12 protein-coding genes are annotated in these 14973 nt (G+C 52.8%); 9 read left to right on the top strand and 3 right to left on the bottom strand.

Going from position 1 to position 14973, the window contains the following annotated elements:
• Positions 1-354: 354 nt before the first annotated feature.
• From prlC to KGP26_RS26850, 3 genes are all read left to right on the top strand, one after another.
• Complete coding sequence (prlC, locus tag KGP26_RS26860; protein WP_059199426.1) at positions 355-2397, top strand: oligopeptidase A; 2043 nt, start codon at positions 355-357, stop codon at positions 2395-2397.
• A gap of 8 nt (positions 2398-2405) precedes the next feature.
• On the top strand, positions 2406-3152 hold the full coding sequence (gene rsmJ / locus KGP26_RS26855) for a 16S rRNA (guanine(1516)-N(2))-methyltransferase RsmJ (protein WP_094982413.1): 747 nt from the start codon (positions 2406-2408) through the stop codon (positions 3150-3152).
• A gap of 130 nt (positions 3153-3282) precedes the next feature.
• Positions 3283-5175 (top strand): bifunctional UDP-sugar hydrolase/5'-nucleotidase, encoded by a 1893-nt coding sequence (locus tag KGP26_RS26850; protein ID WP_223665694.1) that lies wholly within the window; start codon positions 3283-3285, stop codon positions 5173-5175.
• Positions 5176-5243: 68 nt separating this feature from the next.
• On the opposite strand, the gene gdhA is transcribed toward KGP26_RS26850, so the two are convergent.
• Both gdhA and uspA read right to left on the bottom strand, forming a co-directional pair.
• Positions 5244-6587 (bottom strand): NADP-specific glutamate dehydrogenase, encoded by a 1344-nt coding sequence (gene gdhA / locus KGP26_RS26845; RefSeq protein WP_021807409.1) that lies wholly within the window; start codon positions 6585-6587, stop codon positions 5244-5246.
• A gap of 182 nt (positions 6588-6769) precedes the next feature.
• Complete coding sequence (gene uspA / locus KGP26_RS26840; RefSeq protein WP_021181773.1) at positions 6770-7204, bottom strand: universal stress protein UspA; 435 nt, start codon at positions 7202-7204, stop codon at positions 6770-6772.
• Positions 7205-7757: 553 nt separating this feature from the next.
• On the opposite strand from uspA, the gene uspB reads away from it, so the two are divergent.
• Positions 7758-8093 carry a universal stress protein UspB gene (gene uspB, locus KGP26_RS26835; protein WP_021181771.1) on the top strand — a complete coding sequence of 112 codons (336 nt, stop codon included), beginning with the start codon at positions 7758-7760 and terminating at the stop codon, positions 8091-8093.
• Between the two features lie 64 nt (positions 8094-8157).
• Here the strand turns inward: uspB and pitA are convergent, their stop codons facing one another.
• Entirely contained in the window at positions 8158-9663 is a 1506-nt protein-coding gene (gene pitA / locus KGP26_RS26830) for an inorganic phosphate transporter PitA (protein WP_223664784.1), read from the bottom strand.
• A 304-nt stretch (positions 9664-9967) separates the two neighbouring features.
• Between pitA and KGP26_RS26825 the strand changes: the two genes are divergently transcribed.
• The 5 genes from KGP26_RS26825 to KGP26_RS26805 all read left to right on the top strand — a co-directional run bounded on the left by KGP26_RS26825 (position 9968) and on the right by KGP26_RS26805 (position 14808).
• Entirely contained in the window at positions 9968-11170 is a 1203-nt protein-coding gene (locus KGP26_RS26825; protein ID WP_218520168.1) for an NAD(P)/FAD-dependent oxidoreductase, read from the top strand.
• 177 nt (positions 11171-11347) lie between these two features.
• Complete coding sequence (locus KGP26_RS26820) at positions 11348-11692, top strand: helix-turn-helix transcriptional regulator (RefSeq protein WP_059201935.1); 345 nt, start codon at positions 11348-11350, stop codon at positions 11690-11692.
• A complete protein-coding gene (locus KGP26_RS26815) occupies positions 11679-12941 on the top strand; it encodes a type II toxin-antitoxin system HipA family toxin (RefSeq protein ID WP_321147196.1) in 1263 nt (420 codons plus the stop codon). Before KGP26_RS26820 ends, KGP26_RS26815 begins: the two co-directional genes overlap by 14 nt.
• 204 nt (positions 12942-13145) lie before the next feature.
• The gene (locus tag KGP26_RS26810) at positions 13146-13886 is read left to right on the top strand and encodes a lipoprotein (protein ID WP_021807411.1); all 741 of its coding nucleotides are present in this window, start codon (positions 13146-13148) and stop codon (positions 13884-13886) included.
• A 619-nt stretch (positions 13887-14505) separates the two neighbouring features.
• Positions 14506-14808 carry a hypothetical protein gene (locus KGP26_RS26805; RefSeq protein ID WP_094982411.1) on the top strand — a complete coding sequence of 101 codons (303 nt, stop codon included), beginning with the start codon at positions 14506-14508 and terminating at the stop codon, positions 14806-14808.
• The last annotated feature ends 165 nt before the right edge of the window (positions 14809-14973 follow it).

The following is a 14973-nucleotide window of genomic DNA, read 5'->3' as shown; positions in this document are numbered from 1 at the left end:
ATATAGAGGGGTTGAAATTCAAACAATCCTGTCGTTTAGATTGGTGACAAGGTGGCGATATTGCTCAATTTGTAGGGGCGCCGTATCGTTCATTTCCCCTGTACTCCGGCTAACTCAAGGCCATAAACTGGCGTTGCTCAGTATGTGTTCAATATCTTGGCGAATAAACTCAGTCATGCCTGGGAGCTGTTAGATTAAATTGGTATAGCACTGGGATGAATGAAACACTCGCTAGCGAAGAAGCAGGTGATGACCATTGATTTTCCCGCTGGTTGGCACCATGTTAGAAAGAAGCTTATCTTTGTCTGGCCTGATGTGCGCATCGGGTCCACCACCCTAATCAGGACTGCCTCTATGACCAATGCGTTGCTGACACCGTTTGCCTTACCGCCGTTTTCTGCCATTCGCCCTGAAGATATCGTTCCTGCGGTGACATCCGCACTGGCCGACTGCCGTGCTGCGGTTGAGCGCGTCGTGGCACAACCAGGGCCGTTTACCTGGGAAAATCTGTGTCAGCCGCTGGCCGAATCTGACGATCGCCTGTCACGCATCTGGTCACCTGTTGGTCACCTAAACTCGGTGAAAAACAGCCCGGAACTGCGCGAAGCTTACGAGCAGGCGCTGCCGCTGCTTTCCGAATACGGTACTTGGGTGGGCCAGCATGAAGGGCTGTACCAGGCCTATCGTAATCTGAAAGACGGCGAAGGCTTTGCCAAACTGACCGCGCCACAGCGCAAGTCGGTAGAAAACGCGCTGCGTGATTTTGAGCTATCGGGCATTGGCCTGCCAAAGGAAAAACAAAAGCGTTACGGCGAGATCGTGGCGCGTCTGTCTGAGCTGGGTTCGACCTACAGCAACAATGTGCTCGATGCCACCATGGGCTGGAGCAAGTTGATTACTGATGTGAATGAGCTGAGCGGCCTTCCGGAAAGCGCACTGGCCCAAGCCCAGGCGATGGCACAGGCCAAAGAGCAGGAAGGCTGGTTGCTGACGCTGGACATGCCGAGCTATTTGCCGGTGATGACCTATGCCGATAACCAGGCGCTGCGTGAAGAGATGTATCGCGCCTTCACCACCCGTGCCTCCGATCAGGGGCCGAATGCTGGTAAGTGGGATAACAGCGAAGTGATGGCGGAAACGCTGGCTCTGCGCCACGAACTGGCACAGCTGCTGGGTTTTGCCAGCTATGCGGACAAATCATTGGCGACCAAGATGGCAGAAAGCCCGGAGCAAGTGCTCGGTTTTCTGAGCGATCTGGCCAAGCGCGCTCGCCCACAGGCAGAGCAAGAACTGGCACAGCTACGAGCCTTTGCCAAACAGCACTATGGTGTGGATGAGTTAGAGGCTTGGGATATCAGTTATTACGGAGAAAAGCAGAAGCAACATCTGTTCTCCATCAGTGATGAGCAACTGCGCCCCTACTTCCCGGAACAGCGCGTGCTGGAAGGGCTGTTTGAAGTGGTTAACCGTATTTACGGTATCACCGCCAAAGAGCGTCAGGGTGTTGATACCTGGCATCCAGAGGTGCGTTTCTTCGATCTGTTCGATGCCAAAGGTGAACTGCGCGGCAGCTTCTATCTGGACTTGTATGCCCGCGAGAACAAGCGCGGTGGTGCATGGATGGATGATTGCGTCGGTAGCCTGCGCAAAGCCAATGGCGAATTGCAAAAGCCGGTTGCCTATCTCACCTGTAACTTTAACCGCCCGCTGGGTGACCAGCCGGCGCTGTTTACCCATAACGAAGTCACCACGCTGTTCCATGAGTTTGGCCACGGTCTGCACCATATGCTGACGCAGATCGATACCGCCGGGGTTTCTGGCATCAACGGTGTGCCTTGGGACGCGGTGGAGCTGCCAAGCCAGTTTATGGAAAACTGGTGCTGGGAGCCGGAGGCATTGGCGTTTATCTCTGGTCACTTCCAGACCGGCGAACCACTGCCGAAAGCCCTGCTGGACAAAATGCTGGAAGCGAAAAACTATCAGGCGGCGCTGTTTATCCTGCGTCAGCTGGAGTTTGGCCTGTTCGATTTCCGTATGCATGCCGAATACAGCCCGGAAAAAGGGGCGCAGATCCTGCCAACCCTGTTTGAGGTGAAGAAAATGGTGGCGGTGATCCCTTCGCCGAGCTGGGGCCGTTTCCCACACGCATTCAGCCATATCTTTGCTGGTGGCTATGCGGCGGGTTACTACAGCTACCTGTGGGCGGAAGTGTTGTCGGCAGACGCCTACTCGCGTTTTGAAGATGAAGGGATTTTCAACGCTGAAACCGGTCAATCCTTCCTCGATAACATCCTGTCACGCGGGGGGTCCGAAGAGCCGATGGAATTGTTCAAACGCTTCCGTGGCCGTGAACCGAAGCTGGATGCTATGCTGCGCCATTACGGTATTAAAGGGTAACCCGCCAAGTGAGCGTGTTTTTATTGTGTGAAGCAGGCGCCGATCCCGGCGCCTTGTCTATTTTGGCCGATCGTTGGCAGCTAACCAGCGACGAAAATGCGACAATGGCGCTGGTGCTGACGCCAGAACGGTTGGAGCTGCGCAAGCGCGATGAGCCAAAGCTTGGCGCTATCTACGTCGATTTTATCTCTGGCCCGATGGCCCATCGGCGGCGTTTCGGCGGTGGCCGTGGCGAAGCGGTGGCCAAAGCGGTAGGCATCAAAGGCAGCTATGTGCCTAACGTGGTGGATGCCACTGCCGGGTTAGGGCGTGATGCGTTTGTGTTGGCATCGCTGGGTTGCCAGGTTCGCATGTTGGAGCGTGATCCGGTCGTCGCTGCGTTGCTGGAAGATGGTTTGCAACGGGGCTATCAGGACGCGGAGATCGGTCCTTGGCTGCGTGAACGCATGACGTTGCTTCATGCCTCCAGCCTGACGGCGCTGAGCGATCTCGATCCACGCCCGGAAGTTGTGTACCTCGACCCAATGTATCCGCATAAGCAGAAGAGTGCGTTGGTGAAAAAAGAGATGCGGGTATTTCAGTCGCTGGTGGGCAGTGATGATGATGCCGACGGCTTGCTGGAGCCTGCCCGCAGGCTGGCGACCAAAAGGGTCGTGGTGAAACGACCGGACTATGCCCCTCCGCTGGCCGATGTTCCCGCTCATGCTGCCACGACCACCAAAAATCACCGTTTCGATATTTATATGCCGCTGTAGGATAAACGTGAGGGGGCATTCATTGAGCCTCCTCACATTTCCCATGTTCATTCTGCAATGTCACTGGTAACGCTGAGATGTGCGTCGCATAATCCTGTTTAATTACAATCAACTATAATGAAACAACATGATGAAAAAGACGCTGCTTTCCCTGCTGCTTTGCTTGAGTACCTCTGCCATGGCCGCTGAACCGGTAAATATCACCATTCTGGGCACCTCCGATCTGCATGGCACCTTTGTGCCTTGGGATTACTCTACCGACACCGAGAACCTGGCAGGCAGCCTCAGCCAGATAGCCACTCAGGTGCATAAAGTTCGTGCCCAGCAGCCGAACGTGATCCTGGTCGACGCCGGGGACACCATTCAGGGCAACTTTGTTGAAACCTTCAAGAATGACAAAACCAGCCCGATGATCCTCGGCTTTAACGCGCTGGACTATGACGTGTGGGTGATGGGCAACCACGAGTTCGATTTTGGCCTGAAGGCGCTGGCAACCCCACTCAGCCAGTTCAAAGGCACCGCGCTGGCCGGCAATATCGTCTGGGACAGCGGCAAGCCTTATCTGCCTGCCTATAAGATCGTTGAGCGCCAGGGGGTGAAGATTGGCATTATCGGCATGGATACGCCGATGACCGCTGAGTTTGCCAAGGGCACCGATCGCATCGACGGCCTGACGTTTACCGATCCGGTGCAGGCGGTGAAAAAGGTGATCCAGCAGATCCACGGCCAGGTGGATGCCATCGTGCTGGTGGCCCACATGGGGATCGATAATGAGAACCAGCGGCCGGGCACCGGCGTGGGCGATATCGCGCGGGCCAACCCAGAGCTGGCGGCGATCGTTGCCGGGCATATGCACGTCAAGGTGGATAAAGAGGTGATCAACGGCGTGATCGTCACCGAGCCGGACAAATACGGCCGTGCGCTGTCGCGTATCGATCTGCAATTTGAGCAGCAAAATGGCAAATACGTACTGATCAATAAAGACAGCTACACCTATCCGATCAAAGGCATCAGCTCCGATAAAAAGCTCGAAGAGATCTACCAACCGTTCCATACCATCCTGCGTGCCAATGCCAACCGGCCGATTGCGCAACTGACCGGTCAGGATCTGGTGCCGCCGGATGCGGTAAAAGGTATTCCACAGGTACATATTCAGGATACCGGCATCAGCGCCCTGTATCAGGAGGCTGCTCGTCACTACGCACCTAAGGCGCAGGTGATCGCGTTGCAGATTGATAACGACAGGCCGAAGCTGAACGTGGGCACCATCACCGCCAAGGATATCGCCTTCAACTATCAATATGCCGGTGGTGAAATCACCGTCTACCAGTTGACCGGTAAAGAGCTGAAAAAGTACATGGAGTGGTCAGCGGACTACTTCAACCAGCAGCATGATGGCGATGTCACCTACAGCTTTAACCCACAGCGTCGATCGTCCAAATACTCAACCAATGACTTCTTTGATGGTGTGACCTATACCATCGATCTGCGTAAACCCGTTGGGCAGCGCATCACCGAGTTGAAGTTGAACGACGGCACCCCCGTGACCGACAGCACGCCGATCCAGTTGGGGATGAACAGTTATCGCATGGGCCACCTGACGCAAAAAGGCGGCGTACTGGAAGGTATGCAGTTCCCGGTGCTGTCAGATACCAAGGCGGAATTTGGTGAGGAAGCGGGGACTATCCGTAATCTCACCATTCGCTATCTGACCGAGGTGAAGAAGGGTGAATACCAGGGCAAAGCGATGCACCGCTGGAAGCTGGTGGGGCTGGAAGGGTACGAACGTGAGCGCAAGATTGTGGACAAGTTGCTCAATGAAGGCAAAATCAGCGTGCCAACCACCGACGATGGGCGCTATACCAACGTGGCCTCCATCAACGTCAAAGAGTTATTGTTCAGTGACCCGCAAATGATGAAGCAACAGATTGCGGCACTGCAACAACAGGCGCAAGCAGCGACCGATCCGGTCATCAAACAGCGGCTCAACGATCGGTTGGTGATTATCGAAGCCATTAATTGAGGTAATACTCAGTTAACCAGATAAAAAAATGCCGGCGAATCTGCCGGCATTTTTCATTCAGGATAAGGTTAGAGCACGCCCTGAGCCAGCATCGCATCGGCAATCTTAACGAACCCGGCAATGTTGGCGCCGTGAACGTAATGCGTTTGCTTGCCTTCGCCGCCGTATTCGACGCAGGACTGATGGATATCCGCCATGATGTGACGTAAACGGATATCGACCTTCTCTGCCCGCCAGTTAAGGCGCGCGGCGTTTTGCGCCATCTCCAACCCGGAAGTGGCAACACCACCGGCGTTGGCGGCTTTGCCCGGTGCGAACAGCACGCCCGCTTCCAGGAAGGCATCGGTGGCCTGGATGGTGGTTGGCATATTAGCGCCTTCTGCCACGGCTTTGACCCCGTTGCGGATCAGCACCTGTGCGGCTTCCAGATCCAGCTCGTTCTGGGTGGCACAAGGCAGGGCGATATCCACCGGCACGTTCCACGGGCTTTCACCGGCCAGGTAGGTCAGGCCACGCTCGCGGGCATAATCGGCAACCCGGCCATAGCGCTGGTTCTTGATTTCGGCCAGATGCGCCAGTTTTTCAGTGGTGAAGCCAGCTTCATCCACCACGGTACCGCCGGAATCGGAAACGGTGATCACCCGCGCGTCCAGCTCCAACGCTTTCTCAATGGTGTATTGCGCCACGTTACCGGAGCCGGAAACCGCGACACGCATCCCTTCAAAGCCCAGACCATGGCGCTGCAGCATTGAATCGGTGAAGTACACCAGGCCGTAACCGGTCGCTTCCGGGCGGATCAGGCTGCCGCCGAACGACAGGCCTTTGCCGGTAAATACGCAGCTGGTGTTGTTGGACAGCTTTTTCATCATGCCGGCCATAAAGCCTACTTCGCGGCCACCTACGCCAATATCCCCGGCTGGCACGTCGGTATCTGGGCCCAGGTGACGATAAAGTTCGGTCATCAGCGATTGGCAGAAGCGCATGATTTCGCCCTGGCTTTTGCCTTTGGGATCAAAGTCTGACCCCCCCTTGCCGCCGCCCATAGGTAGCGTGGTCAGGGCATTCTTGAAGGTCTGCTCGAAACCCAGGAACTTCAGAATGGAGGTGTTAACCGAAGGGTGGAAACGCATCCCCCCTTTGTACGGCCCAATGGCGGAGTTGAACTGGATACGGTAGGCGCGGTTTACCCGTACTTTGCCCTGATCGTCGACCCAACTGACGCGAAACTGAATGATACGCTCAGGCTCTACCAGGCGCTCTAACAGGGCATGGTCACGATAATGGGGGTTACGTTCGATGAATGGCCACAGAGAGGTAAAGACTTCACGCACTGCCTGCAGATATTCCGGTTGATGCGAGTTATGACGTTGTAAGGATTTTAGAAAGGATTCTAGCGATACAGCCTGTTCCATGGATAGCTCCTGTTTAGCATATTGGTTCCCCTGTTTTTATGATGTGTCTCACAGTTGGGGAGGATGTTGTGTCTACCTCGACTATATCACTGTGGGGTGGCTGATTAACAAGCAATAAATAACAGGAAACCATGAAAAACGCCCGCGCAGGGCGGGCGTTGGCCAAACAGGTTAGCGAATGCTTACTTTTCTTCGTCGCGCAGCGGCACAATCAGCATATCAATGTGTACCGTATTGATTAACTGGCGCGCAGAGGACATCAATTTGCTCCAGAAATCCTGGTGGTGTCCACACAATACCAGGTCCATATCGTATTTCTTAATCGCATCAACCAGCACCTGCGCCAGATCGCCGCTGCCGCTCAGGGTTTCGGTGATGGGATAGCCCGCATTTTGCGACAGCTCGGTTAACGCATGGTGGGTTTCTTCGGAAATACGCTTTTGCATATCGCCAAGGTTGACGTCGATCAGGCCGGTATACAGATCGGAATAGTTTACATCAACGTGGATCAGAGAGACTTTGGCATTGTACGGCCGCGCCATTGATACCGCTTTCTCGACCAGGATTTTACTTTCCGGTGATAGGTCAACCGCAATCAGTATGTGTTTGTAAGCCATGAGAATACTCCTTCCATATAATGCCGATTAAAGGGGGCAGGCATTCAGTGTTCCAGCTTGGCGCTTTCGCCTTACCTGCATAGTACCATCCAGATAACACAATGATATGTTGGGGCGATCACACTGCACCGCATCAATCACCCTTGTTTATACGTTTACCCCACCCGTTTTACACCGACGGGGCAAAAAATCCTATGGCTTATACGGCTATTCGCCGTTTGAACGATTGAATTATAAGCATTGTTGCTCAAAGTATAGCTTATGGCGGTTATCCGAGCGGAGAGTGGGTAGATGAAGAATTTGGCCCTGACTGTAAATTTTATGCGGCACCGGGATCTGTTTGCGTTTCATTATTCTACACTAGTGAATGTGGGCCCCACTTATTTCCTCTGATCGCTGTAAGACCTGTTCATCAAGCGGTCAGAGGTTGTGGGTAGTAACGGGTCCGTAAGGTGCTAGGGGGATGGGAGCCAAGGCTCCGGCAGCATAAGGTATGAAGTAGGGCCGTTGGCCCGGCGGGTGTCCGGGATAACAACGCCTTGAGGGGGCTATCATGATTAGTACCGTCGCGCTGTTTTGGGCATTGTGTGTGGTCTGTGTGATTAACATGGCCCGGTATTTTTCTTCTCTGCGTGCGCTGCTATTTGTTTTACGCGGCTGCGACCCGTTACTTTACCAATACGTCGATGGCGGAGGGTTCTTTACTTCGCATGGCCAGCCGAGCAAGCAGATACGGCTGGTGCGCTATATCTTTACGCAACGCTATATGGAGCACCACGACCCGGAATTCATTCGCCGCTGTCAGCGTGTCCGCAGCCAGTTTGTGCTGACTTCATCGCTGTGTGGGCTAGTGGTGATCAGCCTGGTGGCATTGGCGATCTGGTATTAGCCCGGCGATAGCAAGGCAAAAAAATGGCGGCCACTTTGGCCGCCATTGTTGTATCGAGCAATCGTCAAATCATTTTCAGCGCCAGCCAATACAGGCCACCGGAAAGCAAAATCGAGACTGGCAGGGTCAGAACCCAGGCCAACAAGATGCTCTTGATGGTTTTGCTCTGCACGCCACCGCCATCCACCAGCATCGTTCCGGCAACCGCCGAAGACAATACTTGGGTAGTGGAAACCGGCATACCGGTATAGCTGGCCACGCCAATCGACAGGGCGGCCGTCATCTGTGCCGACACCCCCTGAGCGTAGGTCATGCCTTTCTTACCGATTTTCTCACCGATAGTGGTAGCAACGCGTCGCCAGCCCACCATGGTACCGAGGGACAGCGCCAGGGCTACCGCGACGATAATCCAGGTTGGTGCATATTCAACGGTTTCCAACAGGTCTGAACGCAGATTCTTCAGGAAGCGTTGATCTTCCACTGAGGTTTCTGGCAGCTTGGCCACCTTGTCTGCAGTCTCGGTCACGCACATCAGCAGGCGGCGCAGATGGCTGCGCTGCTCTACCGTCAGCTGATCGTAGTTTTGCAGATTGTTCAGCAGGTCCAGAGAGCGCTCAACGGCAATCAGGGCACGTGAGCTGTCGCAGTGGAACTCAACCGGTTGATCAGACGTTGGAGCCGCATTCTGAGGCGCAGGAACCAACGGCGTCTGTGTGGCCACGTGTGCCAGAGAATCGCCATGCTTTTGGTAGAATTGCTGCAGGTGGCTCACGGCATCGCGGGTACGGGTGATGTCATAACCGGTCGCGCTCATGTTGAGGACGAAGCCGGCAGGGGCAACACCGATCAGCACCAGCATAATCAGGCCGATACCTTTCTGACCGTCATTGGCACCGTGTGAGAAGCTCACGCCGATAGCCGACAGGATCAGAGCGATACGTGTCCAGAACGGTGGCTTACGTTTGCCATCGACCTTTTCACGTTCCGCCGGTGTCATATGAATACGCTGACGTTTTTTGGTATTGCTCCAATAGCGGCGCAGCATGAACACCATCAGCCCGGCAATGATCATCCCGATCAACGGGGAGAAGATTAACGACAGGAAGATGCTGATCATTTTTGGCACGTTCAGCGCGTCGACCACGGAGGTGTTGGTCACCAACGCATTGGTCAAGCCGACACCGATAATGGCGCCAATCAAGGTGTGGGAACTGGAGGCCGGTAACCCAAGATACCAGGTACCGAGGTTCCAGATAATTGCCGCCAACAACATGGAGAAGACCATGGCTAACCCATGTGCTGAACTGACGTTCAACAACAGATCGGTTGGTAGCAGGTGCACAATGGCGTAGGCAACACTCAAACCGCCGAGCATCACGCCAAGAAAGTTGAACAGGCCAGCCATAACGACCGCAAGTTGCGAGCGCATAGCACGGGTGTAAATTACAGTAGCGACCGCATTGGCCGTATCATGGAAGCCGTTAATGGCCTCATAGAACAGCACGAACAACAATGCGAGAATTAACATCAGGCCGGTATGGAAATCCAGGCCAGTGAACAAATGCAGCATAAGCGTTACGCCAGGTTTGTGGACATGAACGCCGCGCATTATCGGCGACAACGGGTGTCGGGGAAAAGGAAAATATGACGTTTTTTTGATTTCTCTGATGTACAAGGGGTTTGAACACTGTTGAATCGATGCAATTTCAGCATGTTACTGCCGTTTATGTCCGTTACATTTTCTTACGTTGGCGTTGTCCTGCCGATGCCTTTACAATCCCCCACCGCGGATTTAGCGGTATACAGGCACGTAAAAGGCGTAAAATACGCTCTTGTTGCCGCGATTGTTGTGGTTATTGCAAAGAGAGGTTTGGGTGGAACAGTTTGATGTTGTCGTCATTGGCGCGGGTGCCGCAGGGATGTTTTGTGCTGCGCAGGCAGGGCAACTGGGTTGCCGGGTGCTATTACTCGACAACGGCAAAAAACCGGGCCGCAAGATCCTGATGTCTGGCGGTGGGCGCTGTAACTTCACCAACATGTCCGTTGAACCGGCGGCCTACCTCTCGCATAACCCCCATTTCTGCAAATCGGCATTGGCACGCTATACCCAATGGGATTTTATCGATCTGATTAACCGCTACGGCATCGCCTACCACGAAAAAACCTTGGGGCAGCTGTTCTGTGATGATTCTGCACAGCAGGTCGTCGATCTGTTGGTGCAAGAGTGCGAACTGGGTCAGGTGGTAACGCGCCTGCGCAGCGAGGTCCTGAGCGTCGAAAAAACCGACCAGGGCTTTGAATTGGCACTTAACGGCGAGAGTGTGAGTGCTCGCTCACTTGTGGTGGCGAGCGGTGGGCTTTCCATGCCGGGTTTGGGGGCCACCCCCTTTGGCTATAAGTTGGCGGAACAGTTTGGCCTGAAAGTGTTGCCGACCCGGGCCGGTTTGGTGCCCTTTACGCTGCATAAGCCGCTGTTGGAGCAATCCCAGGCGCTGTCTGGCGTTTCGGTTCCCGCAGTGGTCACAGCGGAAGATGGCACCAGCTTTCGTGAAAGCATCTTGTTTACGCATCGGGGGCTTTCTGGTCCGGCTATCTTGCAGATCTCCAGTTACTGGCAGCCTGGTGAGTTTGTGAGCATTAACTTACTTCCAACGCTAGACCTGGTGGGCTTCCTTAACGAACAGCGCCAGGCACATCCTAACCAGAGCCTGAAAAACACTCTGGCTTTGCACTTGCCAAAGCGCCTGGTGGAATTGCTGCAAGAATTGGGGCAACTGCCGGAAGCGACGCTCAAGCAACTCAATCCAACGCAGCAGGCGGCGTTGGTCGATAGTTTGCAAAACTGGCGTGTACAACCCAATGGCACCGAGGGTTACCGCACCGCAGAGGTGACCCTGGGCGGTGTGGACACCAAAGAGCTTTCTTCCAAAACCATGGAGGCGAGTAAGGTGCCGGGCCTGTACTTTATCGGTGAGGTGGTGGACGTGACAGGCTGGCTGGGGGGTTATAACTTCCAGTGGGCCTGGAGTTCTGCTTGGGCCTGTGCACAGGCTTTGTTTGCTATACAAAGATCTTAAAAGTGATTTGCGATAAGCTCACATTAATGAGCTACATATGATTCATTAAGAGACTTTTTGGTTCATATATGACTCACTGCATACAGTTGATAGGGTGACCATTTAATCCTCATATGGTTTACATATAGCCCATTATCACCTTTAATGAACCTTATATGAATCATGTGGGGCATAAGAATGCCAAAGTCTATTGTAAGAGCCTATTCGCGTTACACAGAGGAAGCTCTGGGGCTGCTTGCTGTGTCTATTCGTGCGGCAAGGCTCGAGCGAAAGCTGACGACCAGTGAGGTAGCTGAACGCGCGGGCATTTCTAGAGGCCTACTGCAGCGCATTGAGAAAGCGGATCCTCGCTGCGGGATTGGCGTTGTCTTCGAGGTGGCCAAAATTGTCGGAGTCAGCTTATTTGACGAAGACGCCGAGGTGAGCACGATTATCGGTCACCGTACCCGAACTGAAGAAAAGCTTAGCCTTCTGCCACGGCGCGCCAGGAAAATATCCAAGGAGGTGAATGATGATTTCTAATAGGGAATATAACGAAGCTTATGTCTGGATCTGGTTACCGAATGAAACTCAACCCGTTGTCGCAGGATTAGTCACCCGGGAGGGGGAAAGTCTGCTATTCAACTATGGAAAAAGTTATCTGGAGCGCATTCGTGATGAGCCTCGTGCTATTTCCATCTATGAACCTGAACTTCCTTTGAAAAAAGGGTTTATCCCTCTGCTGCCAGGGTTGAGTATGCCAGGCTGTCTCAGAGATAGCTCTCCTGACGCGTGGGGACGGCGGGTTATTCTTAATCGCAAACTCGGAAGAAAAGGTGCTGATACTGATACAGCCGCTTTGGATGAATTAACCTATTTACTTGAATCAGGCTCGGACAGGATCGGGGCTCTGGACTATCAACGCTCCCCCTCAATTTATGAACCCCGCTCAGCGATTAATGTCACCGTTGAAGAGTTAATGCATTCTGTTGAGCGAGTTGAAAAAGGGATACCTCTGACTCCTGAGCTTGATCAAGCCCTCTTTCATGGGAGTTCTATTGGTGGGGCGCGTCCAAAAGCGCTGATCGAAACGGAGGGTGAAAAGTACATAGCAAAATTTTCGGCCAGTTCAGATCTCTATAGTGTGGTTAAGGCTGAATATATTGCCATGCGGCTAGCTGCGTTGGTTGGTTTGAACGTAGCGCCGGTTAGTCTGCTCAAAGCGGCCAAAAAAGATGTGCTGCTCATCAAGCGATTCGACAGGGAGAGAACAAAGCGGGGATGGACACGTCGCTTGATGGTATCTGCGCTGACTCTGTTTGAGCTGGATGACATGATGGCGAGATATGCGAGTTATGAAACACTGGCAGAAATCATTCGTACGCGTTTTCAACAGCCTAAGGAAACGCTGAAAGAGCTGTTTTCTCGATTGTGCTTTAATATTTTATGCGGGAATACGGACGATCATGCCAGAAATCATGCGGCGTTCTGGGATGGTAGCACCCTGACACTCACCCCCGCTTACGACATTTGCCCACAAGGCCGCGCAGGAAACGAAGCATCACAGGCGATGCTCATTGTTGGCAATACCCGGCTCAGTAAGCGAAGTTGTTGCATTGAGGCGGCCCATGCTTTTCTTTTGACCGCGTCGGAAGCAGAAAACATCTTTGATCAGCAGTGTTCAGTCATTGAGAATCATTGGCAGCAGGTATGCGATGAGGCTGAGGTTTCAGAGGTTGATTGTAGGCTGCTGTGGCACCGGCAATTCTTAAATCCTTTTTCAAGGTTATGATCCTACATTGATGGGATCGCAGGGTGTCTGCATTGGCAAAGTGGAAGCCAATTTTCTCTATTAATTGATCATTATCAGTTTTGGATCGCCCACTTTAGGAGCTTTGGAGATAGAAACATCAGAAATAACTCAGAATAATGGGCTCGGCTTGTGCGTTGAGGCAAGCGCACTCTTATTCAAATAATAACAAGGAAAGTTCTGCTGATGAAAATCAAATGCGGTTTGGCATTACTGGCTTCTCTGGTGCTGGTTTCCGGCTGTAGCCAAAAGATTTCCTCTTCACGCGTGGCGGCTGATCCTGCCGCTGCACCGGCTCCAGTCGCCCAAGAACATAAACTGGGAACGGCATGGGGTGAGGACGTTTACTCCAAAGTGACCACTGTTGACGCGAAGCGTTTGCATTCCTCTCCAGACAGTGTCGCCAAAGTGTTGTACAGCGCAGCCGCTTCCAATAATGGGCAGTACACCAATGAGATCGTGTTGTCTTCCGTCAGAATGCGGGTGCAGACCGAAAACAATCGGGATTTCGCGCTCAATCGCTATAAAAATGGCGAGTTTTCATTCTCTGCCAATGACGGCGAGCGCTACCAGCTGTTCTTCTATAACACCAGCCCCAGCAAAACCTATGAGGTGGTAACCGCTGTTGACGGTCTGGACGTGATTTCTGGCCGCAGTGGTTCACTGCGTAATTCCGGCTATCTGGTCTCCCCAAAAGGAACCCTGGTGATTGAGGGCTTCCGTAAAAGTGATTCGTCCGTTGCCGCATTCCGTTTTGCAAAACCGGATGACTCCTACGCTGCGAGTTCACTGGCGGGGGAAAAAGAGAATGTCGGCGTGATTGGTGTGGCGGTTTATGAAATGGCCCTGCCGGGCCTGCCTGATTGCCAACCGCAGGCGTTCCCTGCGGATGCTAAATACGCCCCTGCTCCCTGCAAGAAACCGTAATTGCGTGAACGTGGCCTCAAAATCTGAGGCCACGTTCAGGCTTCGGGCCTGTTTCCAGCTTCCTCAGACACCCTAGACATACCGGCAGCTCCTGACCCCCGTAGCGGCTATCGCCTCATCGCAGGGTGAACGCTTACCTTTCGGCCAGCAAGACCTTGCTCTTGGCCGTTTTCGAGACAATAAATGGCGTACAGGAATAATCTGGTTGGTAATAACTTTACAATTACAACTATCGTGTTTATTCAGAATATCCTTCTGCATCATGCGAACGCATTTTTCTATTGTTTTTAATCGGTAATTTACCGAAAAGTCTGGTTTTTTTTACCCAATTTAGGTTAGGGATAGATAGATTTTGCAGTAGGAATTTTATCTTTTCTAAGTGAAAAATGTGGCGTTATAGAAATTCTGCGAATTATCTTAGCCATTGACGGGATATAAAAATTTGGCGATCTTTATGCAATGTGACCTATATCAATAAACCATGGCCGGAAAAACCTATCTTGTATAGGGCCAGCTTGGTTAGGGGCGTTTGTGGTTTGTTGTTAGTCGTTAATGCATGTTAACGTGCTGATTATTAATCATATCTAGGCAAGGCAATCAGTCTCAGAGGAAAGTGGTTATGCCATGGAGTCATGAAATTCAACAGGCAATTACCTTGTTACAGGCATGCCAACATCGCCATTCGGACAGCCTGCCCTGTCCGGCCAGGGGGGATGAACCTGGCGCAGTAGGCACTTGCGCAGAAAAAATCATGCCGTCAATCATCCTGCTTAATGCGTTTGCCGATGTACTTCCGCAGCATCAGGAATTACATCGTCTTGGTATGGTGCTGGAGGCCCAGGGCCGGATCAACAAATTGACTCAAGGGGAGAGCTACAGCCAAAGCGCACTGGCGTATTTACGTGCGCAAATCGAACCCTGACAGTTCCATCTCTACCCCTTGTATTTTAGCGAGGGGTTGCTTTTTGGTTCGTATGGTACCGGCTCATTATTAACGAGCTATTTATTTCACCGTACTTTGAACTTATGCTGTTGGATAAGGGGGGAGGGCCAATATAGGGTAGAACGCCCGGGTATTTTATCGATA

Source organism: Serratia sp. JSRIV002 (assembly GCF_019968725.1).
GTDB lineage: Bacteria > Pseudomonadota > Gammaproteobacteria > Enterobacterales > Enterobacteriaceae > Chania > Chania fonticola_B.
The sequence above is the reverse complement of the archived record's forward strand: the minus strand, read 5'-3'. Positions and strand labels throughout refer to the sequence as shown.